This window comes from Variovorax sp. Soil_C_17 (assembly GCF_057657265.1).
On the sequence record NZ_JBDGIT010000004.1, the window covers coordinates 188,251 to 214,815 of the forward strand.

A 26,565-nucleotide genomic window follows, 5' to 3' on the forward strand; every position below is an offset into this window, starting at 1 on the left:
CGCGCATGACGGGCCGCGTGCTCACGGGATTGCACCGCTTCGCCGAAGCGGTCGCGGCCTTGCTGCTGGCGATGATCTTCATCGCCTTCATCCTGCAGATCCTGCTGCGCTACCTCTTCAACTGGCCGGTGGGCTGGACCACTGAGCTGTCTCTGGCCGCCTGGCTCTGGCTGGTGCTGTGGGGCGCCGCCTTCGTGCTGAAGGACGAGGAAGAGATCCGCCTGGACCTCCTCACCCAGCGCGCCGGTCCGCGCGGGCGCCGCGTGATCGCCGGCCTGGCGGCCGTGAGCGTCGTCGTGCTGTTCGGGATGTCGCTGCCGGCGGCCTACGACTACGTGAGCTTCATGAAGGTGGAGAAGAGCTCCTACCTCGGCATCCGGATGGACTTCACCTATTCCGTCTACCTGATCTTCGCGGTGGCCGTCATCGCCCGCAGCCTGCGCCTGCTGGCACGCGCAATCCGCGGCCACGCCCCCGCCCCTGACGATCCGGCCGCCACTCGCTCCGCCCTGTGAACCTCACCAGTCCTTTCTCGCTCGCGCTCGTCGCCATCGTCGGCCTCAGCCTGCTCGGCGTGCCTATCGGCCACGCCATGATCGGCGGATCGGTCCTCTACCTTTACCTCAAGGGCATGGACATGGGGGCGGTGGCCGAGCAGCTCCTCAACGGCACCTATTCCAGCTTCCTGCTGCTGGCCATTCCGCTGTTCATCCTGGCCGCGACCATCATGAGTTCTGGCAGCATCCTGGATCGGCTCCTGCGCTTCTGCAATGCGATCGTCGGGCGATTCCCCGGCGGACTCGCCCAGGTGAACGTGCTGCAGAGCGTTGTGTTCGCCAGCATGAGCGGCAGCGCGCTGGCGGACGCCGCCGGCTCGGGAAAGCTGATGCAGAGCATGATGACGCGTGACGGCCGCTACACGCCGGCCTTCGCGGCGGCGCTCAGTGCCGTCTCGTCGGTGATCGGGCCCATCCTTCCACCGTCCATCCCGCTGGTTCTCTACGCACTGGTTTCGGGCACCTCCATCGGCTACCTGTTCATCGCCGGCATCCTGCCGGGGCTGCTGCTCGGTGCGGTCCAGATGGTGCTGATCTACGTCCTGGCGAAGCGCCGCGGCTTCCCGCTCGAGGCGGCGGTGCCCCTGCGGGAGATGCCGCGCATCACCGCGCAGGCTTTTCCTGCGCTCATGCTGCCGGTGATCCTGCTGGGTTGCCTCTACAGCGGCGTGACCACGCCGACCGAGGCAGCAGGCGTGGCGGCAGCCTACGCCCTGCTGATCGCCGCGGGGCTCTACCGCAGCGTGCGCTGGGGAGACATCTACGATTCACTGCTCTCCAGCGCCCGGATGAGTATTTCCATCGGCATGCTGATCGCCGGCGCCATGGTGTTCAACTTCGTCATCACGTCGGAGAACATCCCCGCGGCCATGAGCGCTGCGATGAAAGGTCTTGACCTGTCTCCGCTGGGCTTTCTGCTGCTGGTGAACGCAACCCTGCTGCTGCTCGGCGCCTTCCTGGAAGGCTCCACCATCATTCTGGTCATGCTGCCGGTGCTGCTGCCCACCGCCGTTGCGCTCGGAATCGATCCTGTCCACTTCGGCGTGATGGCGGTGCTGAACATCATGATCGGGCTGGTGACGCCGCCCTATGGGCTGCTGCTCTTCATGATGGTCAGGATTGCCGACGTTCCTTTCGGCGCGCTGCTGCGCGAAACCTGGCCATTTCTTCTGGTGATGATCGGCGCGCTGATGCTGGTGACGGTATGGCCGGGCTTCGTACTGATGCTGCCGCGACTGGCAGGCTACACAGGCTGAAGCCGGAAGCGATCCTCCAGGACAGCGTGAACTTCGCGCGGGTTGTGCGGGTGGCGATCGTTGTCAAAAGCGCGCATCGCTGCACTGCTTGCACCATACCTGTCCGCATCACCACTTCATGCGCAACCCAAGCGAGCCCTGCACGGAAGTCTTCACATCCGTCGCGCCGCCCGAAGCCCACAGCTTGCCGATCTCGCCGTAGATGCTGGTCGTCGGATTCAGCGCCAGGGTAAGCCCGCCGGCGAGTTCGCTGACGGTGGAACCGGTGCGGCTTGTGATGTCGGTCGCGGCGGCGGGTCCGATGAAGCGGGCCACGTCGGCACCGGCGCTCGCTTTGTAGAGGTTGAAGCGGCCATAAGGTTGCAGCGTGCCGAGGCCCGTGGCGAACTCGCCCTTCAGGCGCACGCCGGCGCGCGCGATCCAGCCGTCGTCGCTGTCCTGCCGCACGCGCGCGCCGGAGATCACGAGATCGTTCAAGCCAATGTGCTGGTGAATCAGCTGCAACTGCGGCTCGATCTTCCAGCCGCTCGCGCCGAGCGCGAAGGCCTGGCCCACTTCGATGGATGCCATCAGGCTGTCGCCCTTGCCCACGCTGCGCGCGGCCGACATCGGCTCGACGGTGTAGCGGTGCCGCCCGGCCTGCAGCACGGCATCGGCATAGAAGCCCGAATCGGCGGTCCAGGTGCCGTACGCGCCCAGGTACTGGCTGCGCAGGTCGTTGGCGCCGACGGCCAGGTTGGCGATGCCGCTCGCGAAACCATTGACCTTGACGTCGGCGTCGAGCTGGCCGGCGTACACGCCGGCACGCCAGTTCGAGGCGGCGAGCAGATCGGTGCCCGCCTGGAAGCCCTTGACGCTGCCCTCGCTGTAAGGGCTGACGGTGCCTTGCTGGCGGATGTCGATGTCGGTGGAGATCACGCGGCCCCAGGCACGGCGCCCGACGCCGGTCGATGCGGCGCCGCCGGCCTTGACGTCGTCATCGCCCACGCGCTGGTGCAGGTTGCCGATCATGGCGAGGTCCATCTGGCGTACCTGGCTGGGCAGCGCGGAGAGCAACGGGACTTCAACGCGGTAGGCGGGCACCTGCACGGGGGTCGGGCTGCCTGTCGATCCGCTCGTGCCCGTCGATCCGCCCGTGCCTGCCACCGGCGTCTCCGGCGCGTTGGTGGTCGAGCGCAGGTACCAGTTCTCGCCGGCCCCGTTCGCGTCGGCGGCATGCAGGCGGTACTCGTAGGCGCCCGCGTCGACATGTCCGCCCGCCAGCGTGAACGCATCCCTGGTGGTCTGCGCGGTGGTGGTGGCGCCATTGAGTGCCGAGATCACTTCGATGCCGTTGCCCGTCGTCAGTGCGCCGAGGCCGCCAAGCTGGGCGATCTGCACGCTGGTCCTGCCGCTGGCCGAGGCGCTGGCGCCATCGAGCACCAGCCGATCGCTGACGCTGGTGCTGTCGCCCAGGAAGGTGCCGAGCCGCAGCACGCCGTTGTTGCCGACATAGGCTCCGTTGACGGTGAGGGTGGTTCCCGGAACGGTGCCCACGAGCGAAACGGTGCCGCTGTTGGCGAGCGAAGCGACCGTCTGGCTGAAGCCTGCAAGATCGAGCATGGCGCCGCTTTGCACGGTGTGCGCCGAAGCTGCGCTGAAGGTGCCGATGGCGCCGGCCCTGAGGGTGCCTTCGGCCACATCCGTCGCGCCGGTGTAGCTGTTGCTGCCCGAGAGCGTGAGGGTGCCGCTGCCCAGCTTGGTGAGGAAGCCGCCGCCGCTGATGTTGCCGCTGAGCGTCGCGCTGAAGCTCCCGGAGTCGATCACCGGGTCGTTGTTGCCGGTCAGCACGACGGCGTTGGCGAGGTTCAGGCCGTCGGCAACGAAGCCGAGCGTGGTGCCGTCGTCCATCGCCAGCGCGCCGGTGCCCAGCGCCAGGCTGTTGCCGACGTTCAATCGGCCCTGCTTGAGCGCGGTGCCGCCGCTGTAGCTGTTGGCCGCCGTCAGCGTCGTGGTGCCGGCGCCTTCCTTCACGAGCGAGCCGGTACCGCTGATGGTGCCCGACAGCGTCAGCGCATCCGAACGGTTGACGACCAGCGTCGCGTTGTCGACGATGTCGCCTTGCACCGAACCGGTGGTGCCGCCGTTGCCAAGCTGCAGCGTTCCCGCGGTAATGGTGGTGAGGCCGGTGAATGCCTGGTCGCTGGTCAGCGTGAGCACGCCGGCGCCGGTCTTTTCGAGGCCGCCCGCGCCGCTCACCAGGCCGGCGTAGCTTGCGTCGTCGGGCTGGGCGAAGCGCACGAGACCGTCGTTGGTGATCGCCGCCGGCGCAAACTGCGCGCTGCTCTGCAACACGCCGTTCGAACCTACGCTCATGCTGCCCGTGTAGGCGCTGTTGTCGGCCCCCAGGATCAGCGTTCCGCCAAGAACCGTCGCGCTGGTGATGCCCGCTGGCGCCAGCGCCGGATTGAAGGTCCAGGTGCCGCTGTTGTTGACCAGCGTTTCGAAACCGGTGAGCGACAGCGGCGCGAAGGTACCGGCCGCGTTGCTGTCGCTGTTGAGCGTGAGCAGGTCGGTGCTCGCACCGCCGTTGACGTTGCCGGTGATCGAGGCGCCCGTGTACCAGCGCAACGCATCGCTGCCCGCCGCAAAGGCGAGCGAGCCGGTGAGACTGCCGCGGTTGGTGAAGTCGATGGCCATCGTTCCGCTGGCGCCGATGACGGTCTCGACGGTCGAGTTGGTACCGTCGCCCGCGATGATCGTGCCGTTGTTCACGACGGTGTTGGCGCCGCTGTTGGCCTGGAACCAGATTGACGCGTGTGCGGACCGGACGGTTCCGTTGTTGATGATGGTGTTGCCCGTGCCCATGGGATTCATGGCTTCGGAATTGGTCGCCGTGCCGGTGGCGGCGACGGTCGCGCCCGCCTCGACGGTGATCGTGCTGTTGTTGTTGACCTCGATCGTGTTCGCGCCGATGGCCCCGAAGGGCGACTGGGCGCCGATGGAGTGGTTCTGCACTGTGGCCCCGCTTTGGACGACGACACTGGCTGCGTCGTTGACGCTCATACCGGAGCTGTTGCCTGTGCTGACGATCGAGCCCGAAGTGACCACGACCGCAGTGCCTGCCGGGGTCGTCGGTCCGGTGCCCACGGTGGTGGACTGGTCCTCTCCCGTGCAGGTGATCGCATGGGTGTTCGTGTCGGTCGTGCATGCGGCCGAAGCCGGCAAGGAAGCGCCCGCCACCAGCAACGTGGCGGCAAGCAGGGCCACGCCCTGCGTGGTGGCGGTTGATCTCGCGTGGCCGCGTCCGAGTTCGGATGCAACGGCCCAAAGGGCGAGCGCGTCATTCCAGACGACACGGAAAATCCTGTTCATGACCTGAGTCCTGTTTACTGCGAATTGAAGTGCACTCGAAAGGAAGTGCGTGCGCGGCACTCGTGTGGCCGGTGCTCTGTTCCTCCCTGGCAAGGCGCGGACTCTAATGCAGATATCCAGGCAGATTTCGCCTTTCTCCGATGAAGGCGGGATCTTTGACAATTGTTGAGTTTTGCTGGAGTGCAGAGGGAATGCAGCCGCTCATTTCTCGATGCAATCGTTTCGTGAGAGGACGAACTCGCCGCATGCCCGCCACTGCCGACGCACCAGGCGGCAACAGGATCGACGCATCGTCGCTTCGGAAATGAACCTCACATTGACTGCCACGCAAAGAGGCAGTTGCGTTTCCGCCAGTGCGGATGTCCCCTTTGCAGGGACAGACAGCCTGCGTCTTTGAAGTGACCATTCCTGGCTAGGAGGTACGTTGATGGAATGGCTGCTCCCGTACAAGCTGGAAACCGACGAAGCCCGGTTCGGTGGACATCGGAAGGCGTGTCCCCAGACCGGTGAGTCTGACCCCGAAAGACATGTGCCGCATTCGACAGAACAAGGCGCCGGCCCATGGGCGCGCGTTGACGCGGCAATGGTCCCCTTCTGGAGGAGCTCGCAATGCAGCAGGTCGTGATCATCGGCGCCGGTCACGCTGGCTTCCAATGCGCCGCGTCCCTGCGGCAGGAAGGCTTTGGCGGCAACATCGTGCTGCTCGGCGACGAGGATTGCTTGCCCTACCAGCGCCCTCCGCTCTCCAAGGCCTACCTGCTTGCGAAGGCGAAGGCCTCGGACTTGCTTTTTCGTCCTGAGCGCTTCTTCGACGAGCATCGGGTTCAGCTGGTGCAGGGGCGGGCGGAGTACATCGACCGCCAGGCGCAGCGCGTCGCGCTGCAATCCGGCGAGAGCATCTCCTACGACCACCTGGTGATCGCCACCGGCTCCAGCCCGCGCAAGATCGCGCTCGAAGGCGCGGCCCTGGACGGAGTGCTGAGCCTGCAGACCTTGAGCGATGCGAACGGACTGCGGGATCGCCTGCTGGCCAGCCGTCGTGCGGTGGTGGTGGGTGCGGGCTTCATCGGGCTCGAGTTCGCTGCCGTGGCACGCACGCTCGGACTGGACGTCACGGTGGTTGATGTCGCCAACCGGGCACTGGCTCGCGCAGCGTCAGCCGAGTCCGCCCGGATCGTTGTTGAATCGCATGTGCAGAGCGGAACCCGCCTGCTGTTTCGATGTGGCATCTCGGCGCTCGAAGGGAACGGGAAGATCGCCGCTGTGCGCACCGTGGACGGCCAGGAACTGCGTGCCGACATCGTGGTGGTCGGCATCGGCGCGGAGCCGCGGACGCAGCTCGCGGTGCGAGCCGGGCTGGCCGTCGAGAACGGCATCAGCGTTGACGAGCAGTTGGTCACCTCCGATCCGGCGATCTCAGCCATTGGCGACGTGGCCGGCTTCCCCGATCAGGTGTCGGGCCGGCGGATCCGACTCGAGTCGGTGCAGAACGCGTCCGACCAGGCGCGCAGCGTGGCCACGCGGCTGACGGGCAAGGCGGTGTCGCACAACCCGGTCCCCTGGTTCTGGAGCGACCAGGGCGACCTGAAACTGCAGATCGCGGGACTGCGCGCCGCGGACGATGAACATGTGGTCTTGGCGGAGCCGCAATCCCGCGCATGCACGGTGCTCTGCATCCGCAACGGGCGACTGGCCGCGGTAGAGACCATCAACCGCGCCGGCGACCACATGCTGGCGCGGCGGCTTCTGGCCAAGGGGGTGCACGTGACCGGCGCGCAGGCGCGAACGCCCGGTTTCCAACTCAAGGATCTCAATTGATCCCCGGAAAGACTCGCTGCCTCGAGCACCAGCCCCAGGGTGCGCCACCCCCCTGGCCCATGGCACCCGGGCCGATCAGCCCGATGCGGCGCGCTTGCGTCACGCCTCTATCTCGCCGCGCTCGAACAGCTGCTGCCGGATGTCCTTCTTCGCGATCTTCCCGTAGCCGGACTTCGGCAGCATGTCCCAGAAGAACAAGTGATGCGGCCAGCGGTAGCGCGCGCAGCGGCCCTCCAGGTGCGCCATCAACGCGTCGCGATCCACCTGCGCACCTTCGCGCTTGACCACCACGGCCACGCCGACCTCGCCCCACTTGCGGTCCGGCACTCCCAGCACCGCCACCTCGGCGACAGCGGGATGCGTCAGCAGCACCTCCTCCACTTCGCGCGGGTAGACGTTGGAGCCGCCCGAGATGTACATGTCCGATTCGCGGCCCGTGATGAAGAGCAGGCCGCGCTCGTCCATCCTGCCGAGGTCGCCCGTGTGGAACCAGCCGCCGCGCAACGCCTTCTCGGTCGCTTCCGGATCGCCGTGATACCCGGCGAAGACCGCCGGGCCGCGGCAGCAGATCTCACCGACCTCGCCCGCGGGCAGCGGCCTCAGTTGGGCGTCGAGGATTGCCACCTCCATGCCGGTGCGCGGGCGGCCGCAGCAGCCGATATGGGCGTTCGGGTCCGCATCGTCGGCCGAGTGCATATCCGGCGGCAGCACGGTGATGTTGCCGGTCACCTCGCCCAGGCCGAAGTACTGCACCAGCACCTTGCCCAGCTTCTGCAGCGCCAGCTTCTGGTCAGCGCGGTACATGGGCGCGCCGGCGTAGATCACGTAGCGCAGCGAGCTGTGGTCGTAGCGGTCGACCGCCGGGTGCTCCACCAGGATCTTGACGATGGTCGGCACGGTAAAAAGATTGGTGACGCGGTGCTTTTCCACCGCACGCCAGAAAGCTTCGCCCTCCAGCTTCTCGCCGGCCAGCAACACCGTGGGCGCTCCGCGCGCGACGTTCAGCAGCGCATGGATGCCGGCGCCATGCGACAGCGGCGCGACCGCGATCGAGCAGTCGCGCTCGGTCGTGCCGGGGATCAGGTCGGCCAGGTGGTTGGTGACCACAAAGGACATCTGCCCGTGCGTCAGCACGCCGGCCTTCGGGCGCCCCGTGGTGCCGGAGGTGTAGAAGAACCAGAGCGGGTCGTCGCACCCCACCGTCTCGTGCTCCCCGGGCAGGTCGAGGTGATCACGCACCAGGTCTTCATAGGAATGCTCGCCGGCGCGTGGCGTGCCAATGGCGATCACGTGCGTCAATGCCGCCGAAGCTTCGCGAACCGCGTCGGCGTGGCCCGCGAAGACGTCCTCCACGATCATGGTGCTGGCGCCGCTGGAGGCGCCCAGGTACGCCACCTCCGATGGCGTCAACCGGAAGTTGGTCGGCACCCAGACGCAGCCCAGTCGAAACGCGATCCAGCAGCTTTCGAACATCTGCACGTTGTTGCGCGACTGCACGAGGATGCGCTCGCCCTTGCGCAGGCCCAGCTTGCGCAGCGCCGCGGTCATCGCCGCGACGCGCCGTTCCATCTCGTGCCAGGTCCAGGTCCGACCGCCGTCCTGGATCAGCGCCGGCCGGTCCGGAAAGAGGCGTGCCGTGTGCGTCAGCAGCCGCCCGAGATTCATCACCTGCGCTGCGTTCATCACGCGCTCTCCAGGATGCTCAGGTAGCTGGCGACCGCGGAGCCGCCCATGTTGAACACGGCGCCGACGCGGGCGTCGCCCACCTGCATGCCGCCGGCCGTCCCCGACAGCTGCATCGCCGCCATCACGTGCTGCGACACGCCGGTGGCGCCGATGGGATGCCCCTTGGACTTCAATCCGCCGGACGGATTGACGGGCAACTTGCCGTCCTTGCGGGTGACCCCGTCGAGGATCACGCGCGCGCCCTGTCCGTGCGGCGCCAGTCCCATGGCTTCGTACTCCAGCAGCTCGGCGATGGTGAAACAGTCGTGGGTCTCGACGAACGACAGGTCGCCCAGCTTCGCTCCGGCCGCCTCCAACCCCTTCTGCCAGGCCATCGCCGCACCCAGGAACTGCGTCGGATCTCGGCGGGACATCGGCAGGAAGTCGTTGACGTGCGTGCGGGAGCGCCAGCGCACCGGCGACACCTTCGCACCGGCCAGCGGCTCGGTCGACAGCACCAGCGCGGCGGCGCCGTCGGACACCAGCGAACAGTCGGAGCGCTTGAGCGGCCCTGAAACAAAGGGGTTCTTGTCCGACGGCGTACGGCAGAAGTCGAAGCCGAAGTCACGCCGCATGTGCGCGTAGGGGTTGTGCATGCCATTGGCGTGGTTCTTGGCCGCGATCGCCGCAAGCGCATCGGACTGGTCGCCGAAGCGCTCGAAATACCTCGTCGCGATGCCGCCGAAGATGCCGGCGAAGCCGGCCGGGTCGCTGCCTTCTTCCTTGACGTAGGAGCACTTGATCAGCGTGGCCGCTACCTCCGGCGTGCGCAAGCCGTTCATGCGCTCCATGCCGATCACCAGCGTGCGCTTCATGCGCCCGGCCGCCATCGCATCCAGCGCGGCCCAGATCGCCGCCGAGCCGGTGGCGCAGGCGTTCTCGGTGCGCACCGCCGGCGTGTGGCGGAACTCGGGCATCGCCACCGCCGGCAGCGAGGCGGTGAAGTCCTGGCCGACGAATCCGGCGTTGAAGTGGCCGACGAAGATGCCGTCGATGTCCTCGGGCGCAAGGCCTGCACCGTCCAATGCCGGTTGCACGGCGTCGCGGATGAGTTGCTCCAGTTCGACGTTGTCCAGCTTGCCGAAAGGCGTGTGGCCCCAGCCGGCGATGTATGCGTGGGTCATGATGGTCCTCGTGGGATGAAGGTTGGAACGATTCAGGGTGAGACGGGTCGAGCGATCTCGGGGCGGCCATGGCGCTGCACCAGCGTCAGGGCGATCAGGCCGGTGGATGCGACCAGCACGCCGGTGGTGAGCGACAGCACGGCAGCACTGCCGCTGCGGTACATCACCCCCATCCAGGTGCCGCACAGAAAGGCGGCGGCGGCGAAGATGAAGCCGCCAAGCGCCGAGGCCGCGCCGGCTTGCAACGGGAAGGGGGTGGCCATGCCGACATGGCCGCAGGGTTGATGGATGCCGTAGGCGAGCAGCATCAGCCACAAGCCGGCGGCCAGCGTGACGGGTGTGTGCGCATTCGCGAGCTGCGGCGCGATCAGGAGGACGGCGGCGGCCAGCGACAAGAAGCCGGCGCGGCGCACGGAGACCACGATGCCATGCGCCGCGATCCAGCGCCGGCAAAGGAAGGTGCCCATCAGGTAAGTGACGGACGCCCCGCCTATCACCAGCCCGAAGGCCACGCGCGACACGCCGAAGGTCTCGATGAAGAGGTAGGCGGAACTGGAGAAGAAGCCGAAGTTGGCCGCGAAACCGCACGAGTTGAGGAGGGTCCAGGACCGGAAGGCCGGGTTGCGGGCGATGCGTGCATAGCCGGCGAACAGCGGCCCCAACTGCAAGGCGCCAGGATTGAGCGCACGCGCCGTCTCCGGCACCCGCAGCAGCACCAGCGCGACGCCGGCCAATCCGCACAAGGCCATGGACCACAACGTGGAGCGCCAACCCAGCGCCTGCGTCAGCAGCGCACCCGTCACCGGGATCAGCATGGTCATGCAGGCCAGCGCGGACATCGCGACGGCCATGACATGGGTGCCGTGCTGCTGCTCGAACAGGTCGCGCACCATGGCGCGGCCGCAGACCATGGTTGCGGCGATGCCCAGGCCCTGCATGGCGCGGGCGGCGATGAGCACCTCGATGCTCGGCGCGAGGGCGCCCAGGCCCGCGCCGGCGGCGTACAGCAGGAAGCCGGCCGCCAGCACCGGCCTGCGGCCGAAGCGGTCCGCGGCGGGCCCCCACACCAGCTGGCTGAGACCGAAGCTGAACACCAGCACGGCCAGCGTCAGCTGCACCACGCCCACCGGCGCGGCGTACTCGTTTCGGATCGCGGGCAACGCCGCGAGGTAGAGATCGGTGCCGAGCGGCTGCACCCCCGTGGCCAGGGTCACGACGAGGACGACCAGCGCCGGCCCCATGGCCGCCTTGGCATTCAAGGGGTCAGGACTCCAGCAGGCCGCGCTGCTGCAGCCAGCCGCGGATCAGCGCCGTGGCTTCCTTCAGCAGTTCGGGCTGGCCCGCGTAGTAGTGGGTGGCGCCCTTGATGATGCGGAAAGTCTTGTCGGGCGACGCGGCCGCCTCGTACAGCATCTTGGGGTGCGTCTGCGGCGCAGCGTCGTCTGCGCTGTTCTCGATCACCAGCAGCGGGGCCTTGATCCGCTTGGCGCCCTCCAGGCCGTTGCCGCAGGAGTCGTCCAGCGACCACTGCGACAGCCAGGAGCGCAGCGTGGTGAAGCGGGCCAGCCCCACCGGGCCGGTGTTCACCGCCTCCGGGTTGCCCATGTAGCACCAGCGCGGCTTGCGGTCGTTCGGGTCCAGCGTCGGATCCAGGAAGCGCGGATCGGCCAGTGTGCGGTGAACGATGAAGGGGCGTTCCATCTCGCCGGTGTCGCGCCTCTTCAGCTCGCTCAGCGTCTGCTTCACCCATTCCGTGATGCGCCGCATGCGGGCCAGCTGAGCGGCGCGGTAGCGCTGGATGTACTCGGGCGAGTACGGCGGCTGGTTGGGGTTGCGCGGATCGTAGATGTCGAGTTCGACCTCGCGTTCATCCGGGTCCAGTTCGTCCTTCACCGACGGGTCGATGGCTTCGGCCAGCAAGTGGGCACGCGAAAGGTGCGCCGCCTGGTAAACCACGGCATCGGCCGGAATCAGCCCTGCGCCCTTGACGTTCACCGGGTCGCCGGCCGGCGTGTGCGTGATGCTGGGGTTCTCGGCCTCGGCCTGGTAGCTCACCGCCAGTGCGCCGCCGCCGGACCAGCCGACCAGCACCACCTGCTTGTAGCCCCAGACCTCCTTGGCGTGGCGGATGTACGCGCCCAGGTCGAGAAACACCTTCTCCATGATCAGTGCGGTGTCGTTGCGCTGGTAGCGGCTGCCCGCGCAGAGCACGTGCGCGCCGGTCTCGGCCATCGCGCGCGGGACCGGCAACAGCTGCAGGGTGGAGGCCGGGTGCATGAAGACCATCAGCGTGTCCGACGCCTTGTCGGCGGGCCGGAATCGGATGCCTTCGAGGTTCACCGCGCCCTGATTGCCGGCGAAGCCGTAGGTTTCGGTAAAGGCGGCGCGCTCCTCGTACTGGAGGTGCACCCATTCGGTCAGGACGGCGAGGGCTTGGGTCATGGCACGACTGTAGGTGGGCGTCGCCGCCACCACAGTCCCCCGGCGGCGGTACAGCCTGCGGGATCGGGAGGACCGAGCCCACCGTGCGCGACCGTCCCCTCCGAGGGGACTGACATCCAGGCCCAGGCGGCCGACAGTGGCGCCATGACCAAGGCCACCTTCATCTGCGCCGACGGCGCACGCCGCGACGTCGACGTCGCCATCGGCACCAACCTCATGCGCGCTGCTTGCGACCGCGGCATCGACGAAATCATCGGAGACTGCGGCGGCGCGCTCAGCTGCGCCACCTGTCACGTGTTCGTCGAGGACGGCTATGCCGATCACCTGTCCTCCATGGCGCCCGGCGAGGACCAGATGCTGGACTACACCGCCGCAGCTCGCCAGGCCAACAGCCGCCTGGCGTGCCAGATCGTCATGAGCGCCGCCACCGAAGGCATCGTGGTGCGCATCGCCAATCCGCAGGTCTGACGGCATGGCTGAATCCTGGCTTCAGCTCGAAGGCAAGGTTTGCGTCGTCACGGGCGCGGCCGGTGGCATCGGCATCGGGATCGCGCGTGAACTCGCGCAGGTCGGCGCCAGGGTGGCTCTGCTGGATCGCGACGAACCAGGCGCGGCGAAGGCCGCGGCTGACATCGCCAGCACGGGAGCCCGCGCCATCGCGGTCGCCTGCGACATCACCGACAAGGCCGACGTGGAACGCGCCGCCGCGACCGTGGAACGCGAGCTGGGCCGCTGCGACGTGCTGGTGAACAACGCCGCCACTATTTACGCGGCGGCGCTGATGGACATCGAGCTGGAGCGCTGGAACCGGCTGATGGCCGTCAACCTCAACGGCTTCCTGCTCTGCGCGCAGGCCTTCGGCCGCCAGATGATCGCCGCGGGCGGCGGCAGCATGGTCCATGTCGCCTCGATCTCGGGCCGCGTGCCGCAGCCGTACAGCGGCCCTTACAGCATCAGCAAGGCGGGCGTGAGGATGCTGTCGCAGCTGCTGGCCGTGGAACTGGGCGAACACCGGATCCGCAGCAACGTGGTGAGCCCGGCGATGGTGCGCACGCCGCTGACCGAAGGCATCTACCAGGACCCATCCGTGCTGAAGAAGCGCGAGTCCATCGTGCCGGCGGGTCGCATCAGCGGCCCGAAGGACATCGCCGAAGTGGTGGCCTTCCTCGCGAGCCCGCGGTCCGGCTATGTGAACGGCCAGGACGTGCTGGTCGATGGCGGCCTCAGCAGCACCTGGCTGTCGCTGATTCCGCGCCCCGGCTTCGAGAAGCAGGACGCGGGAAAGGCATGACCGGCCTGCGGCGAAGCGGCCTGGCTGCGCTCGCCACGGTGCACTTCTGCAGCAGCGCGATGATGCGCGTCTGCGATCCGATGTTGCCCGCACTGGCGCAGGCCTTCGGCGTCACCACCGGCCGCGCCGCGCTGACCGTGTCGGTCTATGCGGTGGCCTACGGCCTGCTGCAACTGCTGTTCGGCCCGCTCGGCGACCGCTACGGCAAGCGGCGCGTGATCGGCTGCGCCGCGTTGGGCTGCGTGGTGGGCAACGTGCTGGCTCTGTTTGCGATGAGCCTGGAAATGCTGGTGGTGGCGCGCTTCCTTGCCGGCGCCACCGCCGCCGGCATCATCGCGCTGGTCCTGGCCTGGGTCGGCGACACCGTGCCGTATGCCGACCGGCAGCCGGTGCTTGCACGCTTCCTCATGCTGTCACTGGGCGGGATGATCGCCGGCCAGTGGGTGTCGGGCGTGCTCACCGAATGGCTGGGCTGGCGCGCAGTGTTCGCGGTGCTGGCCGTGGTGCTCTGCGCAGGCGGGCTGGCGATCCGCTTGAATCGCGACGTCCGTGCGGAACCCGTGCGACCGCCCTCCCCCAACGGCCACCTGTGCGACATCCGCAACGTGCTTTCGGTCCCGTGGGCGCGCTGGATGTTGCTGATCGTGATGGTCGAAGGCGCCTTCGCTTTCGGTGGCCTGGCGTTCCTGCCGGCCTTCCTGGTGCGCGAGTTCGGGCTCGGCCTGTCGGCGGCGGCGGCCGTGGTGGCGCTGTACGGCGTGGGCGGCTTCTTCTACGCCTTCACGGCCCGGCGACTGCTGGCGGTGTTGGGCGAAAGCGGCATGGTGCTCGTCGGTGGGCTCGCGCTGGGCATCGGCTGGCTTGCACTGGCCGTCGGCCATCACTGGGCGCTGTCGCTGCCGGCCTGCCTCCTGGCCGGCGTCGGCTTCTACATGCTGCACGGCACGCTGCAAACACATGCCACCCAGATGGTGCCCGCGCTGCGCGGCACCGCCGTCAGCCTGTTCGCCTCCACCATGTTCCTCGGCATCGCTGCCGGCGTGGCCGCGGCCTCGGCGGTGGTGGACCGCGTCGGCACGCGCCCCGTGTTCACGGCCTGCGCGCTCGCGCTGGCCATGCTGGGCGCGGTGTTCGCGCTCAGTCTGCGGGAACGGCTGCATGCGGCAGCCACGCCTCCAGCGTGACCTCGAGGGTCATGCAGATCTGCGCCCCAGCCCGGCGCGGATCGTCATGCCCGGCGCCGGGTCGAGCAGGTTCACTTCGGCGCGCTGGAACAACGTCATTCCGTGCTTCTTGCGCTGCTCGGCGAAGGCCGCGCGCAGCGTCTCGTTGCGGTCCAGCGTCTGGCGCCCCGCGTGCCACGTCGCAGCATCCGGCCAGGCATACAGCAGCACGATCTTCTGCATGCCGGCGCCGGAGGCCATGTCCCACACGGCCAGCACGCGAGCGCCCGCCTCGCGCACCAGCGGCAGCCACATTTGCTGCAGGAACACGTTGGCATTGGCGTTCTGCCCGGGCGCGATCTGCTGCTGCACCAGCTCGTGCAGGCCGCCCACCGCCGTCGCCCGATCGTCTTCGATGCTCCACGCCACGTTGGGCTTCATGAAGAACAGGTCGTGCCGCTCCACCATCTCGTGCCCGGCATTGGTCTCGGCGCGGATGCGCCACCACTCGGCGTCCGCGTAGAAGCTGGCCCACACCGCCTCCCGGTGCGCATAGTCGCGGTACGCCATCAGGTACACGAAGCGCGGCGCGTCCGGGCCGGCCACCGCATTCCAGCGCGCGACGCAATCGACGCCATGCCTGGCAAACAGCGCCGGGAAGTGCTCGTTGAAGCGGGTGTGCACGTCCGCCATGCGGCCCGGGGCGACGGAATAGAGGCGCAGCTCGTAGATCATGAAGTTCAGCTTAGCTGCGCGGCGAGCGCTGTCTGTCCCGTCCAAGGGGGGCAGACCGCACCGCGGGCGCTGCCTATGCTGGCTGGATGAAAGCCATTGTCTCCACGGTGCAAGGCGCGCGGCTGGCCGACGTGCCGGTACCGCAGCCCCAGCCCAACGAAATCCTCGTGCGCGTCAAAGCGGCCAGCCTGAACCGCGCCGACCTCGCCGGACTCGCAGCCAGGGACGGCAAGGTGATCGGCATGGAGTGGGCGGGCGAGGTGGTGGAGGCGGGCCCGCAGTCCGGCGACTGGAAGCCGGGCGATCGCGTGATGTGCACCGGCGCCGGCGCCTACGCCGAATACGCGGTCACCGACGGCGGCCGCGCCTGCAGGATCCCGGACAGCACCCTGCCTTACGAGGAAGCCAGCATCCTCATTCTGGCGTTGCAGGCCATGCACGATGCCATCGTCACCCACGGGGAACTGAAACGCGGCCAGGACGTCGTGATTCACGGCGCCGCCTCCGGCGTCGGCCTGATGGGGCTGCAGATCGCACGGCTGTTGGGCGCCGGCAAGGTGATCGGCACCTCCACCAACGCTGCGCGCCGCGCCCGGCTGGCCGAGTTCGGCGCCGACCTGGTGCTCGACCCCGGCCAGCCCGACTGGCACCAGCGCGTCCTGGAGGCCACCGGTGGCAAGGGCGTGGAAGTCGTCGTCGACCAGGTCACCGGCAAGCAGTTCGCGCAGACCATGCAGACGGCCGCGATCGGCGGGCGCATCGTCAACCTCGGGCGCCTCGGCGGCGCCGGCGGCGAGTTCGACTTCCAACTCCATGCACTGCGCCGCATCAGCTACATCGGCGTCACCTTTCGCACACGCTCGATCGAGGAGGTTCGCGCGCTCAACGCAAAGATGCTGGCCGACCTCGGCAGCGCCATTGGCGAACGCCGGCTCGCGCTGCCGATCGACAGCCGCTTCCCGTTGGCCGAGGCCGGCGCCGCTTTGGAACGCATGAGCGCCAACCGGCACTTCGGAAAAATCGTTCTCTCCGTCTAGACAAAGAAGAAGCCATGGCCAATGTCACCATCGTCTACTACAGCAGCACCGGCCATACCTGGCAGATCGCCCGCGCCGTCGAGCAAGGGGCGCGCGCCGCGGGTGCCGAGACGCGCCTGCGCAAGGTGCGCGAGCTGGCCGGCGTCGAGGCCATCGCCGCCAAGCCGGCCTGGAAGGAACATTTGGAGGCCACGCGCGATGTGCCTGAAGCGACGTTGGACGATCTGGAGTGGGCCGACGGCTTCGTCTTCGGAACGCCCACGCGCTTCGGCCTGCCGACGGCGCAGCTGAAGCAGTTCATCGACACGCTGGGGCCGCTGTGGGCGCAGGGCAAGTTGCAGGACAAGGCCGCCGCCGCCTTCACAGGCGCCGGCAACGTGCATGGGGGCCAGGAGGCCACGCTGCTGGCCTTGCACAACGTCTTCTACCACTGGGGTTCGATCATCGTGCCGGTGGGCTACACCGACAAGCTGCTGTACGCGGCGGGCGGCAACCCCTACGGCGTGAGCTTCACCGACGGCCGCGGCAAGGGGTTGCCGGAGGAGAAGTTGGCTGCCGCGCGGTTCCAAGGCCAGCGCGTTTCACGTTTTGCCTCCCTCCTGGCCGCGGCCCGCAGCTGAGTCGTGGCCGCATGGAGGCCCATGCTAGGCTGATGCGGATGAACCCGTCCACGCCCACGACCGAAGAAGACCTGCCCGGCAACGGCGGCGCCGGGAGCGACGAGGATGCCGGCGGCGTGCAGGCCGTCGACACCGCGGTGCGCGTGCTGTCGGCGCTGATCGACACCGGGGCGCCTCTGATGCTGAAGACCGTGGCGGAGCGCGCCGAGATGCAGCCGCCGAAGGCCCACCGCTACCTCGTGAGCTTCTGCCGCAGCGGCCTGGCCGAGCGCGACGCCGCGAGCGGCGGCTACCGGCTGGGTCCGCTGGCTGTGCGCATCGGGCTTGCGGCACTGCGGCGGCTGAATGTCGTGCAGGTGGCATCGCCCACGCTGGGCGAACTGCGTGACGAACTCGGCTTCACCGTCGGCCTGGCGGTCTGGGGCGCAGCCGGCCCGACCTTCGTGCGCTTCGAGGAAACGAACGACGCGCTGATCATCAGCGGCCGGCCCGGCTCGGTCATGCCGGTCCTCACCTCATCCACCGGACGGGTGTTCGGCGCCTATCTGCCCGCGTCGCTGACCGCCCCCCTCATCCAGCGCGAAATGGCCGGTTCCCAACACCCCGGCGCCACCCCCAGCCAGACCGCCCGCAAGATGACCAAGGCGGACGTGGAGGCGCTGTTCGAAGGCGTGCGCAGCCACAGGCTCGCGCGCGTCGAGGGCGACCTCAATCCCGGCCTGCACGGCGTCTCGGCACCCATCTTCGACCACGCGGGCGCGATCGCCGGCGTCATCACCGTGATGGGCTCGGCGGGGCTCATCGACACCCGTCTGGACGGTCGCGTGGCGACGACCCTGACCGCCCGCGCCGAGGAGGTTTCACGCCGAATGGGCTGGGCCTGAAGGGCGTCGGCCGAGGGTTTCCACTAAAACCATAAAATTTCGATGGGCGTAATCTGATTACGTATTTTGAAATTGCCATGGAACGCAGAAGTCCGGGCACCCAGCGCAGCAGCGCAGCCGCCAGGAGACACCCCATGATGACGTTGATGGTTCAGGACCGACCCGAGGGCGGCCGCAGTCCGGAAACTTCCCTCGCCCACCTGGTCGAGGGCATGGGCAACGAACGCTTCGGCCCGGCGCTGGCGAGCTACCTGCATTCGCTGTGCGGCGCCGACCATTTCGCGGCCTTCCGCCTCGGGCGGGACGAGCTGCGCGAAGTGGCCGCCTGCTGCGTGCAACCGGAGCGCACCGCCCGCGACCGCGTCGAGAGCTACGTCAAGCAGGGACTGTGGAAGCACGACCCGGCAATGACCGAGGCACAGCGCTGCGTCGAGGGCGCCGCGGCCACGGTCATTCACGTCGACTTCAGCGATCACGGCTACGACGACCTGCGCCCACGCGTGTACCCGCACGTGCGCGACCGCATCCTGCTGTGCGGCCGCACCGCCAACGGCGCCTTCGGCCTGAGCGTGCTGCGCGCCGATTCGCATGCGCCCTTTGCACACGAGGCCATCGAAAAGCTGGGCCAGGCGGCCGAGTTGCTGGTGGCCATGCTGGCCAAGCACGCCGACGTCTGCCGGAGCCGTCCGAACGTCGCACAGGCCCTGACCTCGCTGCCCGAGATCGAGAACTGCATCGTCGCGACCAGCGCCCTGCCGCGGCGCGAGGCCGAGGTGTGCGCCCGTATCCTTTACGGCCTGTCCTCGGTCGGCATCGCGCTCGACCTGACCGTGAGCGAGGAAACCGTCAAGACCTACCGCAAGCGTGCCTACCAGCGCCTGGCCATCGGCAGCGAGCGCGAGCTGTTGACGTGGTACCTGGCCCGTTGGAGCAGCTGGAGCGCCGAGCGCTTCGAGGCCGCGGCCGCCACCGCGCTGCACTGAGCGCGTCTCGGCGTCCCCCGTCGCGGGGACTGACCCCGACGCGCGGCCGTGCGTCAATGCGAGCATGCCAACGCACCGCAGATGACCCTCATGCAGCCGCCTGCCATCCAGTTGATCGTCGAGGACCACCAGGCCCTCGCAGCGGTGCTGCGGGCGCTGCGCGACGCGGTCGAGCGCGCCGGCAGGCAGCCCGGCAGCGCGCCGGACTTCGACGCGATCCGCGCCATGCTGTTCTACCTGGACGAGATGCCCGCGCGCGTGCACCACGCCAGCGAGAGCGAACTGCTGTTCCCGCGCATCCGCGAGCGCTGCCCGGCGCTGCGTCCGGTGCTGGACCGGCTGGAGGCCGAACACGAGCGCGGTGAATCCGCCGTGCGCGAGCTGGAGCATGCCCTGACCGCCTGGCAGGTGATGGGCGAGGTCCACCAGGAGTCGTTCGAGCTGCTGGTGCGAACGCACGTCAACGGCTACCTCGGCCACATGGAGGTGGAAGAGAGCTACGTGCTGCCGGTGGCGTTGGACTTCCTGTCGCCGGCCGACTGGCGCGAACTCGCCGAGGCACTCACCCGTCAGCGCAGCGAGCTCGGCGCATCGATGGCGCAAAGCCACCGCGCACTGTTCGCGCGCATCACGCTCACCCATTCCATTCAGAAATGCCCATGCAAGACATCGAAGTTCCCGTCCTGATCGTCGGCGGCGGCGGCTGCGGCCTCGCCTCCTCGCTGTTCCTGTCGCGCCAGGGCGTCCGCAGCCTGCTGATCGAGCGCCATCCCGCACCCGGGCGCTTGCCCAAGGCGCGCTACGTCAGCCAGCGCACGATGGAGCTGCTGCGCCAGTTCGACGTGGCCGATCGCGTCTACGAGCGCTCGATGCCGCTCAAGCACATCTCGCACATCCGCTGGTGCACCACGCTCGCGGGCGACGGCGAGCTCGACCGGCGCACCTTCTACCGCATCGAATCCTTCGGCGGTGGTTCGCTGGCGCAGCACTACGCCAAGGACAGCCCCTGCGAGTCGACGTTGTTCCCGCAGGTGCGCATGGAGCCGCTGCTGCGCGAGATCGCCTCGGCGGAAGACAAGGCGCAGGTGTTCTACAACCACCAGCTGCAGTCCTTCGAGCAGGATGAAGGCGGCGTGACCGCGATCGTGCGTGATCGCGCCGGCGGGAAGGACATCCGCGTGCGCGCCAAGTACCTGGTCGGCGCCGACGGCGGCAAGACGGTCGGGCCGGCGGTGGGTGCCGTCATGACCGGCGCCACCGACCTGGCGCACATGGTCACGGTGTACTTCCGCGCCGACCTGTCGCAGTACTGGGACGACGACTACTCGATGACGACCTGGTTCGTGAACCCCGAGGGCGGGTCGTGGGCCAGCGGCGTGCTGGGGCAATTGGGCCCGACCAGGTTCGGCCGGCACTCCGAGGAGTGGATGTTCCATTTCAGCTTCCGCCCCGACGATCCATCACGCTTCGAAGAGGCGTCGCTCCTGCCGCGGATGCGCGAGCTGCTGAAGATCCCGGACCTGAACCCGGACATCATCGGGATCGGCCACTGGACGGTCGAAGGCGTGCTGATCGATCGTTACCGCTGGGGCCGCGTGCTGCTCGCCGGTGATGCCGCACACCGCCATCCGCCCACCACCGGCCTGGGCCTGAACTCCGCGATCCAGGACGCGCACAACCTGGCGTGGAAGATCGCCGCGGTACTGAAGGGCCAGGCACATGACAGCCTGCTCGACAGCTACGAGGCCGAACGCCGACCGGTGGCGGCGGCCAACATCCAGTGGGCGCTGATGACGTTCCAGAACCACCAGCTGACCGATGCCGGCATCGGGCTGGTGCGCGGAAACGCCGAGTTGAGCCAGGCCAATTTCCGCCGCTACTTCGCCGACGACCAGGAAGGACGGACGCGGCGCGCGCGTCTGGCGCAAATCATGGATGTGCAACGCATGGAATGGCAGGCGCACGACATCGAGCTCGGCTACCACTACGACATCGGCGCGGTGATGCCGGATGGCACGCCGACTCCGGAGCGCGACCCGCTGGGACAAGTCTATGTGCCGACCACGCGGCCGGGGCATCGCCTGCCGCATGCATGGCTCGAGCGCGATGGCCAGAAGCTTTCCACGCTCGACCTGGTCCAGCCGGGCCGCTTCGTGCTGCTCACCGGACGCGAGGATTCAGGCTGGGCCGAGGCCGCGGCGGCCGTGGCGCGCATCAGCGGCGTCCCGATCGAGGTGGTCGAGATCTCGGACGTGTCCGCGGTGCGCGATGCAGACCGCCGCTGGCGCCACCTGCGCGGCGTATCCGCCGATGGCGCGGTCCTGGTGCGGCCCGACCAGCACGTGGGCTGGCGCTCGATCGGGCGCAGCAAGGAGGCGCAGGCGACGCTGGCGGCAGCGCTGGCGCGAATTCTTCAACGCGACATCAAGGCCTGACCTGCACGCCCGCGGCGAAGCGGGCCGGCAGAAAACAAGGAGACATTCACCATGCATCGACGCACCCTCCTCTCCCTGGTCGCCGCTGGCGCCCTGGCGCCCGCGGCCTTCGCCCAGTCGACCTGGCCCAGCCAGCCGATCCGGCTGATCGTGCCCTACCCGGCCGGCGGCGGCACCGACTTCTTCGCGCGCCTGGTCGCGCCCGGCATGGGTGAGGCGCTGGGACAGCCGGTCATCGTCGAGAACCGTCCCGGCGCCTCCGGCATCATCGGCGCCACCGCGGTGGCCAAGCAGCTGCCGGCCGACGGCCACACCTTCCTGCTGGGCGACATGACGACCTACGCCGTCAACCCCAGCATGTTCGAGAAGCTCTCCTACGACCCGCTGAAGGACCTGGTGCCGGTGACCATGACCGCCAAGTTCGACTTCGTGCTGGTGGTCAACCCCACCGTGCTGCCGGTCGGCAACGTGCAGGAGCTGATAGCGCTGGCGGCGCGCACGCCGGCGGGGCTGAGCTATGCCTCGCCCAGCGTGGGCACCACCCATCACCTCGCGACCGAGTTGCTCGCCCGCGAGACCGGCATGAAGCTGGTGGCCATCACGTACAAGGGCGGCGGACCGGCCGTGCAGGACCTGCTGGGCGGCCAGGTGGGCATGATGTTCCTGGACCGCGCCTCGGCGCGGCCGCACATCGAGTCCGGCAAGCTGCGCCCGATCGCCGCCGCAGGTTCGAAGCGCATTGCGGCCTACCCCGACGTGCCGACGCTGGCCGAGCAGGGCGTCAAGGGTTTCGAGGTGGAAGGCTGGCAGGGCTTCAGCGTGCGCGCAGGCACCCCCGAGGCGGCGATCCGCGCGCTGAACGCGGCCTACCTGAAGGCGATCGCACCGGCCGACGTGAAGCGCAAGCTCAACGAAGCCGGAATCGATCCGGTCGGCGGAACACCCGAGCAGTTCACCGGATACATCCAGGCCGAGACGGTGAAGTGGCGCAGCGTGGTGCGAGAGCGAAACATCAAGCCCGAATAAGCGCCGTCGGGTCTGGACGCCGGCCTCGACGCTCGTGGTCGGCCCTAGCAGCAGGATCGCGCTGTCACGGCGCGCGAACTGGTTGATCAGGTTGATCGTTTGCGCCTTGCCGCCGGCGGTGTCGACCCTCGACGATCTCGATCCTGGCGCCGCCGGGCAGGCCTTTCACGCAACCATGCCCGCACGGCCGAAATAGTGATCGGCGATCACCGGGTCGTTCGCCAGGTCCGAGGCCAACCCCTGGTGCACGATGCGGCCCTGCTCCAGCACCGCGGCGCGATGGGCCGTCTGCAGCGCGAGGCGAGCGTTCTGCTCCACCAGCAGGATGGTCATGCCCTCGCGATTGAGTTGCACCAGTGCGCGGAACACGTCCTTGATGATCACGGGCGCGAGACCGAGGCTGGGCTCGTCCAGCATCAGCACCTTGGGACGACCCATCAGCGCGCGGCCGATCGCCAGCATCTGCTGCTGGCCACCGGACAGCGACCCCGACAACTGTTCGCGCCGGTCCTTCAGCACCGGGAACAGCGCGTGCACGCGATCGAGGTCGCCCGCGTCACTGCCGCGCACGCCTGCCGCCTGGCGGCCCAGCTCGAGGTTCTCGGCCACCGAAAGCGGCGCAATCACGCGCCGGCCCTCGGGTACCTGGATGATCCCGGCGCGTGAGCGCAGATGGGCAGCGCGGCGCCCAAGCGGCTCGCCCTCGAACAGGATCTCGCCGCTGGAGGGCACGATGCCCGACAGCGCGTTGACCAGGCTCGACTTGCCGGCGCCATTGGGACCGATGAGGGCGAAGATCTCGCCCTTCTTCACCGTCAGGTCCACGCCGCGCAGGGCCTGGATACCACGGTAGTGCACGTCGAGATTGCGGATGTCCAGCACGATCAGGCTCCCAGGTAGGCTTCGACGACCATCGGGTCACGCCCTACCGCGTCCGGCTGGCCCTCGGCGATGAGCCGGCCCGAGGCCAGCACGTAGAGGTGCGAGCACAAGGACATGACGAAGCGCATGTTGTGCTCGATCAGCAGCACGGCGACGCCGCTCGCGGCCACGCTGCGGAAGATGCCGGCCAGGCTTTCGGCCTCGGCGTCGTTCATGCCGGCCACCGGCTCGTCGAGCAGCAGCAATCTCGGTTCGGTCGCCAGCGCCCGCATCATTTCGATGCGGCGCTGATGGCCGTAGGACAGGCCGCCAGCGCGGTGCTCGGCCAGCGCCGTCATGCCGAAGCGCTCCAGCAGCGCCATCGCCCGTTCGTTCATCCGCTTCGCCTCGGCGCGTGCGGAAGGCAGGCCCAGCAGGTTGGCCCAGAGTCCGGCCTTCTCGTGCCGGTGGAAGCCGGCCACCACGTTCTCGAGCACGCTGGCGTCGGGCACCAGGCGGATGTTCTGGAAGGTGCGGGCCACGCCGGCGCGCGCCAGGTCGGGTGCTTCTTCGCGCGAGACGTCCCTGCCGTCCAGCAGCACCTTGCCCGAGCTGAGGTGCAGCAGGCCGGTGATGAGGTTGACCACCGTGGTCTTGCCGGCGCCATTGGGGCCGATCAGGCCGGTGATCTGTCCGGCGGGCACCTGCAGGCTCACCTTGTCGACGGCCGGCACGCCGCCGAAATGACGGGCCACATCCTGGAGGACCAGCGTAGCGGTCATGCGTGCACTCCTGTGTCGATCGACGGGTTGACGGGCGGCGCGCCCGTGCCGGCGGGGCCGCCGACCGCGGGATCGGCCGGCAAGGGAGTGGCCCTGCGTCGCAGCCGGCGGTCGCGCAGCATCGCGATCACGGTGTCGGCCACGCCGCGCGGCAGGTACACGATGACCAGCAGCAGCAGGATGCCCTGCACCACGTTGCGATAGTCGGCGAACACGCGGAACAGTTCGGGCAGCGTGGTCAGGATGGCAGCGCCGACCAGCGCGCCCCACACCGAGGTGCGGCCACCGAGCACGACCATCGCCAGCGTCGCCACGAGCATGCCGAAGCCGAACTCGCCGGGCGTGATGGCGTAGCTGCTGGTGGCCTGCAGCGCGCCGCCCAGGCCCGCCAGCAGCCCCGACAAGATGAACGCGATGCGGTGGTAATAAGGCACCGAGATGCCCAGCGAGACCGCCACGGTCTCGTCCTCGCGGATCACGTCCATGGCACGTCCCACGCTGTAGCGGCCCATGGCGACCAGCAGCAGCACCACGACCACGACCACCGACAGCAACACGCCGGTGCCTGCCACCTTGGGGATGCCGTTGACGCCCAATGCACCATTGGTGACGCTGACCCAGTTCTGCGTGGCCGATAGCACGATCTGCACCAGCGCCAACGTAGCGACTGCCTGGAACACGCCGCGAAGCCGCGACAGCGGGAACGCCAGCAAGGCGCTGGCCAGGGTTCCCAGCATGGTGCCGGCAACGATGGCCGCGAAGGGCGGCCAGCCGGCCTTGGTGATCAGCAGCGCGCAGCCGTAGGCACCGAGCGCGGCGAAGCCCGCGGTGCCCAGCGAGAACACGCCGGCACGCAGCACCACATACTGGCTCAGCGCCAACAGGGCGTAGACCAGGATGTGGTCGAACAGTGACTGGTAGGTGTAGAAGAAATTCATCATGCGCGTTGGATCCGCATCGCGGCGGTCGACTGTCCGAACAGGCCGGTGGGCTTGACCAGGATGACAATGAACAGGGCGACGAAGACGACGGCCTCGGCGACGCCGGAGGAGACGTAGGCCACCGCGAGCGTCTGCACGATGCCGATGGCGAGGCCCGCGATCAGCGCGCCCGGGATGCTGCCGAGTCCGCCCAGGATGATGATCACGAAGGCGCGCAGCAGCAGCGGCTCGCCCATCGCGAAGTGCACCGAGTTGAAGACCAGGCCGATCAGCACGCCCGCCATTCCCGCCAGCGCGCCCGAGATCAGGAACACCTGCATGTTGACCGGCCCCGGATTGATGCCCAGCAGGCGCGAGGTCTGCTCCGAGTACGCGACAGATCGGATGCGCTGGCCGAAGGTGGTGCGGTACAGGTACCAGACCAGGCCGAACACCATGGCCACCACCAGGCCGATGATCACCAGCTGCAGCAGCTGAATGCGCAACCCGAACACGGTGTAGACCACCACCGGGAAGGCATCGAAGGGGAAGCGCATGACCGCGGTGTTGGACACCTTCTGCGCGATGGCCAGCAGCACCAGGTCGGCCCCTATCGAGGCGACGATGGCGGAGAACTCCGGCGCGTTGCGGCGGCGCAGTGGCCGGAAGGCGAACACGTCCAGTGCCACCGACACCAGCCCGCCCGCCAGCATGGCAATCAGCAGTGCCACGTAGATCGGCGCGTCCAGCATCGTGACGGCGTACAACCCTGCGAAGGCGCCCCACATGAACACCGAGCCATGGGCCATGTTCATGATGTGGTTCACCCCGAAGAGCAGCGTGAACCCGAGGGCGAACAGGGCGTAGACACTGCCGACGACCACGCCGTTGAGAAGTTGTTGCATCAGCATGCCGGAAGAATAGGAATGCAGGTGCTGGATGTATGTCCCCTTGCGGTGGTACGGACTTGCATGAGGTGCTGCGCGCGCCGAGATGCGCGGTCCCCTGCCACGGGGACAGACGACCCCACGGCCCGTCGTGACACTGGCGGGCATGGCGGGAGTGCCAACCCGCCACTCCCTGGAGAACCCAAGATGCGCTTCCCCCACCTGCCCGTCGAAGACGAGCTCGAGATCCGTTCGGTCTTCGCCCGCTACGGTCACCTGGCCGACGCCGGCGACCCCAACTTCGTCCAGCTGTTCACCGAGGACGCGAGCTGGACGCGCGCCAATTCGCCGCCGGCCGCACAGGGCGGCAGCGGACTGCCGCCTGAAACCATCCGTGGCCGCGGCAAGCTGCTGGCGCTGATGGAAGAAGTGATGAAGAAGAAGTTCAAGCAGCGCATGCACCACCAGATGACCGACTTCTACGTGGTGCCGGGCGCCAACGCCGACGACGCCATGGGCCATGCCCGCGCGCTGATCACCGACTGGCGCGAGGGCCCCGGCAAGATCGCCATGTTCGGCAAGTACGACGTGCGCTTCCGCCGCACCGATGTGGGCTGGCGCATCAGCGACATGACGGTTCGCGTGCTGCCGAGCGGGGATTGAAG

At 68.3% G+C, this 26,565-nt stretch carries 24 protein-coding genes; 14 read left to right on the forward strand and 10 right to left on the reverse strand.

Going from position 1 to position 26,565, the window contains the following annotated elements; genetic code table 11:
• Positions 1-5: 5 nt before the first annotated feature.
• Together AC3A6Y_RS20960 and AC3A6Y_RS20965 are read left to right on the forward strand one after the other, a co-directional pair.
• Positions 6-515 (forward strand): TRAP transporter small permease, encoded by a 510-nt coding sequence (locus AC3A6Y_RS20960; protein ID WP_487870152.1) that lies wholly within the window; start codon positions 6-8, stop codon positions 513-515.
• A complete protein-coding gene (locus tag AC3A6Y_RS20965; protein ID WP_487870153.1) occupies positions 512-1,813 on the forward strand; it encodes a TRAP transporter large permease in 1,302 nt (433 codons plus the stop codon). Before AC3A6Y_RS20960 ends, AC3A6Y_RS20965 begins: the two co-directional genes overlap by 4 nt.
• Positions 1,814-1,921: 108 nt before the next feature.
• On the opposite strand, the gene AC3A6Y_RS20970 is transcribed toward AC3A6Y_RS20965, so the two are convergent.
• Entirely contained in the window at positions 1,922-5,167 is a 3,246-nt protein-coding gene (locus AC3A6Y_RS20970) for an autotransporter outer membrane beta-barrel domain-containing protein (protein ID WP_487870154.1), read from the reverse strand.
• Between the two features lie 609 nt (positions 5,168-5,776).
• Here AC3A6Y_RS20970 and AC3A6Y_RS20975 point away from each other — a divergent pair.
• The gene (locus AC3A6Y_RS20975; RefSeq protein ID WP_487870155.1) at positions 5,777-6,985 is read left to right on the forward strand and encodes an NAD(P)/FAD-dependent oxidoreductase; all 1,209 of its coding nucleotides are present in this window, start codon (positions 5,777-5,779) and stop codon (positions 6,983-6,985) included.
• 99 nt (positions 6,986-7,084) lie between these two features.
• Here AC3A6Y_RS20975 and AC3A6Y_RS20980 read toward each other — a convergent pair whose 3' ends face one another.
• Genes AC3A6Y_RS20980 through AC3A6Y_RS20995 form a run of 4 tightly spaced genes read right to left on the reverse strand, consistent with a single transcriptional unit; the run spans position 7,085 to position 12,276 of the window.
• Positions 7,085-8,668: an acyl-CoA synthetase gene (locus AC3A6Y_RS20980; protein ID WP_487870156.1), complete on the reverse strand. Its 1,584-nt coding sequence runs from the start codon at positions 8,666-8,668 to the stop codon at positions 7,085-7,087.
• A complete protein-coding gene (locus AC3A6Y_RS20985) occupies positions 8,668-9,834 on the reverse strand; it encodes an acetyl-CoA acetyltransferase (RefSeq protein WP_487870157.1) in 1,167 nt (388 codons plus the stop codon). The genes AC3A6Y_RS20980 and AC3A6Y_RS20985 overlap by 1 nt, the downstream gene beginning before the upstream one ends.
• 32 nt (positions 9,835-9,866) lie before the next feature.
• Positions 9,867-11,093, reverse strand: coding sequence for an MFS transporter (locus AC3A6Y_RS20990; RefSeq protein ID WP_487870158.1), 1,227 nt, complete (start codon positions 11,091-11,093; stop codon positions 9,867-9,869).
• Positions 11,094-11,097: 4 nt separating this feature from the next.
• Positions 11,098-12,276 (reverse strand): alpha/beta fold hydrolase, encoded by a 1,179-nt coding sequence (locus AC3A6Y_RS20995; RefSeq protein ID WP_487870159.1) that lies wholly within the window; start codon positions 12,274-12,276, stop codon positions 11,098-11,100.
• A 144-nt stretch (positions 12,277-12,420) separates the two neighbouring features.
• Between AC3A6Y_RS20995 and AC3A6Y_RS21000 the strand changes: the two genes are divergently transcribed.
• The 3 genes from AC3A6Y_RS21000 to AC3A6Y_RS21010 are packed head-to-tail and all read left to right on the forward strand — an operon-like array spanning position 12,421 to position 14,751.
• Positions 12,421-12,744, forward strand: a complete 324-nt coding sequence (locus AC3A6Y_RS21000) for a 2Fe-2S iron-sulfur cluster-binding protein (protein WP_487870160.1) — start codon at positions 12,421-12,423, stop codon at positions 12,742-12,744.
• 4 nt (positions 12,745-12,748) lie between these two features.
• Positions 12,749-13,567, forward strand: coding sequence for an SDR family NAD(P)-dependent oxidoreductase (locus AC3A6Y_RS21005; protein WP_487870161.1), 819 nt, complete (start codon positions 12,749-12,751; stop codon positions 13,565-13,567).
• Complete coding sequence (locus AC3A6Y_RS21010) at positions 13,564-14,751, forward strand: MFS transporter (protein WP_487870162.1); 1,188 nt, start codon at positions 13,564-13,566, stop codon at positions 14,749-14,751. Before AC3A6Y_RS21005 ends, AC3A6Y_RS21010 begins: the two co-directional genes overlap by 4 nt.
• A gap of 9 nt (positions 14,752-14,760) precedes the next feature.
• Here the strand turns inward: AC3A6Y_RS21010 and AC3A6Y_RS21015 are convergent, their stop codons facing one another.
• Positions 14,761-15,465 (reverse strand): NIPSNAP family protein, encoded by a 705-nt coding sequence (locus AC3A6Y_RS21015; RefSeq protein WP_487870163.1) that lies wholly within the window; start codon positions 15,463-15,465, stop codon positions 14,761-14,763.
• Positions 15,466-15,551: 86 nt separating this feature from the next.
• On the opposite strand from AC3A6Y_RS21015, the gene AC3A6Y_RS21020 reads away from it, so the two are divergent.
• The 7 genes from AC3A6Y_RS21020 (at position 15,552) to AC3A6Y_RS21050 (ending at position 22,450) form a co-directional block, all read left to right on the forward strand.
• Complete coding sequence (locus AC3A6Y_RS21020; protein ID WP_487870164.1) at positions 15,552-16,502, forward strand: quinone oxidoreductase family protein; 951 nt, start codon at positions 15,552-15,554, stop codon at positions 16,500-16,502.
• Between the two features lie 14 nt (positions 16,503-16,516).
• Entirely contained in the window at positions 16,517-17,122 is a 606-nt protein-coding gene (gene wrbA, locus AC3A6Y_RS21025; protein ID WP_487870165.1) for an NAD(P)H:quinone oxidoreductase, read from the forward strand.
• A gap of 38 nt (positions 17,123-17,160) precedes the next feature.
• Positions 17,161-18,006, forward strand: a complete 846-nt coding sequence (locus tag AC3A6Y_RS21030) for an IclR family transcriptional regulator (RefSeq protein ID WP_487870166.1) — start codon at positions 17,161-17,163, stop codon at positions 18,004-18,006.
• Positions 18,007-18,140: 134 nt separating this feature from the next.
• Entirely contained in the window at positions 18,141-18,989 is an 849-nt protein-coding gene (locus AC3A6Y_RS21035; RefSeq protein WP_487870167.1) for a response regulator transcription factor, read from the forward strand.
• An 81-nt stretch (positions 18,990-19,070) separates the two neighbouring features.
• Complete coding sequence (locus AC3A6Y_RS21040; protein ID WP_487870168.1) at positions 19,071-19,676, forward strand: hemerythrin domain-containing protein; 606 nt, start codon at positions 19,071-19,073, stop codon at positions 19,674-19,676.
• Complete coding sequence (locus AC3A6Y_RS21045) at positions 19,649-21,424, forward strand: FAD-dependent monooxygenase (RefSeq protein ID WP_487870169.1); 1,776 nt, start codon at positions 19,649-19,651, stop codon at positions 21,422-21,424. The genes AC3A6Y_RS21040 and AC3A6Y_RS21045 overlap by 28 nt, the downstream gene beginning before the upstream one ends.
• A gap of 51 nt (positions 21,425-21,475) precedes the next feature.
• Positions 21,476-22,450, forward strand: a complete 975-nt coding sequence (locus AC3A6Y_RS21050; protein ID WP_487870170.1) for a Bug family tripartite tricarboxylate transporter substrate binding protein — start codon at positions 21,476-21,478, stop codon at positions 22,448-22,450.
• Positions 22,451-22,615: 165 nt separating this feature from the next.
• On the opposite strand, the gene AC3A6Y_RS21055 is transcribed toward AC3A6Y_RS21050, so the two are convergent.
• Genes AC3A6Y_RS21055 through AC3A6Y_RS21070 form a run of 4 tightly spaced genes read right to left on the reverse strand, consistent with a single transcriptional unit; the run spans position 22,616 to position 25,918 of the window.
• Positions 22,616-23,338 carry an ABC transporter ATP-binding protein gene (locus AC3A6Y_RS21055; protein ID WP_487870507.1) on the reverse strand — a complete coding sequence of 241 codons (723 nt, stop codon included), beginning with the start codon at positions 23,336-23,338 and terminating at the stop codon, positions 22,616-22,618.
• A complete protein-coding gene (locus AC3A6Y_RS21060) occupies positions 23,335-24,093 on the reverse strand; it encodes an ABC transporter ATP-binding protein (RefSeq protein WP_487870171.1) in 759 nt (252 codons plus the stop codon). The genes AC3A6Y_RS21055 and AC3A6Y_RS21060 overlap by 4 nt, the downstream gene beginning before the upstream one ends.
• The gene (locus AC3A6Y_RS21065) at positions 24,090-25,031 is read right to left on the reverse strand and encodes a branched-chain amino acid ABC transporter permease (RefSeq protein WP_487870172.1); all 942 of its coding nucleotides are present in this window, start codon (positions 25,029-25,031) and stop codon (positions 24,090-24,092) included. The genes AC3A6Y_RS21060 and AC3A6Y_RS21065 overlap by 4 nt, the downstream gene beginning before the upstream one ends.
• Complete coding sequence (locus AC3A6Y_RS21070; RefSeq protein ID WP_487870173.1) at positions 25,031-25,918, reverse strand: branched-chain amino acid ABC transporter permease; 888 nt, start codon at positions 25,916-25,918, stop codon at positions 25,031-25,033. Before AC3A6Y_RS21070 ends, AC3A6Y_RS21065 begins: the two co-directional genes overlap by 1 nt.
• Before the next feature lie 189 nt (positions 25,919-26,107).
• On the opposite strand from AC3A6Y_RS21070, the gene AC3A6Y_RS21075 reads away from it, so the two are divergent.
• A complete protein-coding gene (locus tag AC3A6Y_RS21075; RefSeq protein WP_487870174.1) occupies positions 26,108-26,563 on the forward strand; it encodes a nuclear transport factor 2 family protein in 456 nt (151 codons plus the stop codon).
• Positions 26,564-26,565: the final 2 nt, after the last annotated feature.

Excerpts from the sequence above, each read along its gene's own strand:
- AC3A6Y_RS20995 (WP_487870159.1), bottom strand. The coding sequence starts at position 12,276 with ATGACCCAAGCCCTCGCCGTCCTGACCGAATGGGTGCACCTCCAGTAC.
- AC3A6Y_RS21015 (WP_487870163.1), bottom strand. The coding sequence starts at position 15,465 with ATGATCTACGAGCTGCGCCTCTATTCCGTCGCCCCGGGCCGCATGGCG.
- AC3A6Y_RS21020 (WP_487870164.1), top strand. The coding sequence starts at position 15,552 with ATGAAAGCCATTGTCTCCACGGTGCAAGGCGCGCGGCTGGCCGACGTG.
- AC3A6Y_RS20985 (WP_487870157.1), bottom strand. The coding sequence starts at position 9,834 with ATGACCCACGCATACATCGCCGGCTGGGGCCACACGCCTTTCGGCAAG.
- AC3A6Y_RS21045 (WP_487870169.1), top strand. The coding sequence starts at position 19,649 with ATGCAAGACATCGAAGTTCCCGTCCTGATCGTCGGCGGCGGCGGCTGC.
- AC3A6Y_RS21050 (WP_487870170.1), top strand. The coding sequence starts at position 21,476 with ATGCATCGACGCACCCTCCTCTCCCTGGTCGCCGCTGGCGCCCTGGCG.
- AC3A6Y_RS21070 (WP_487870173.1), bottom strand. The coding sequence starts at position 25,918 with ATGCAACAACTTCTCAACGGCGTGGTCGTCGGCAGTGTCTACGCCCTG.
- wrbA (WP_487870165.1), top strand. The coding sequence starts at position 16,517 with ATGGCCAATGTCACCATCGTCTACTACAGCAGCACCGGCCATACCTGG.
- AC3A6Y_RS21040 (WP_487870168.1), top strand. The coding sequence starts at position 19,071 with ATGACCCTCATGCAGCCGCCTGCCATCCAGTTGATCGTCGAGGACCAC.
- AC3A6Y_RS20975 (WP_487870155.1), top strand. The coding sequence starts at position 5,777 with ATGCAGCAGGTCGTGATCATCGGCGCCGGTCACGCTGGCTTCCAATGC.
- AC3A6Y_RS21065 (WP_487870172.1), bottom strand. The coding sequence starts at position 25,031 with ATGAATTTCTTCTACACCTACCAGTCACTGTTCGACCACATCCTGGTC.
- AC3A6Y_RS21030 (WP_487870166.1), top strand. The coding sequence starts at position 17,161 with ATGAACCCGTCCACGCCCACGACCGAAGAAGACCTGCCCGGCAACGGC.
- AC3A6Y_RS20960 (WP_487870152.1), top strand. The coding sequence starts at position 6 with ATGACGGGCCGCGTGCTCACGGGATTGCACCGCTTCGCCGAAGCGGTC.
- AC3A6Y_RS21000 (WP_487870160.1), top strand. The coding sequence starts at position 12,421 with ATGACCAAGGCCACCTTCATCTGCGCCGACGGCGCACGCCGCGACGTC.
- AC3A6Y_RS21075 (WP_487870174.1), top strand. The coding sequence starts at position 26,108 with ATGCGCTTCCCCCACCTGCCCGTCGAAGACGAGCTCGAGATCCGTTCG.
- AC3A6Y_RS20980 (WP_487870156.1), bottom strand. The coding sequence starts at position 8,668 with ATGAACGCAGCGCAGGTGATGAATCTCGGGCGGCTGCTGACGCACACG.
- AC3A6Y_RS21035 (WP_487870167.1), top strand. The coding sequence starts at position 18,141 with ATGATGACGTTGATGGTTCAGGACCGACCCGAGGGCGGCCGCAGTCCG.
- AC3A6Y_RS21060 (WP_487870171.1), bottom strand. The coding sequence starts at position 24,093 with ATGACCGCTACGCTGGTCCTCCAGGATGTGGCCCGTCATTTCGGCGGC.
- AC3A6Y_RS21005 (WP_487870161.1), top strand. The coding sequence starts at position 12,749 with ATGGCTGAATCCTGGCTTCAGCTCGAAGGCAAGGTTTGCGTCGTCACG.
- AC3A6Y_RS21010 (WP_487870162.1), top strand. The coding sequence starts at position 13,564 with ATGACCGGCCTGCGGCGAAGCGGCCTGGCTGCGCTCGCCACGGTGCAC.
- AC3A6Y_RS20970 (WP_487870154.1), bottom strand. The coding sequence starts at position 5,167 with ATGAACAGGATTTTCCGTGTCGTCTGGAATGACGCGCTCGCCCTTTGG.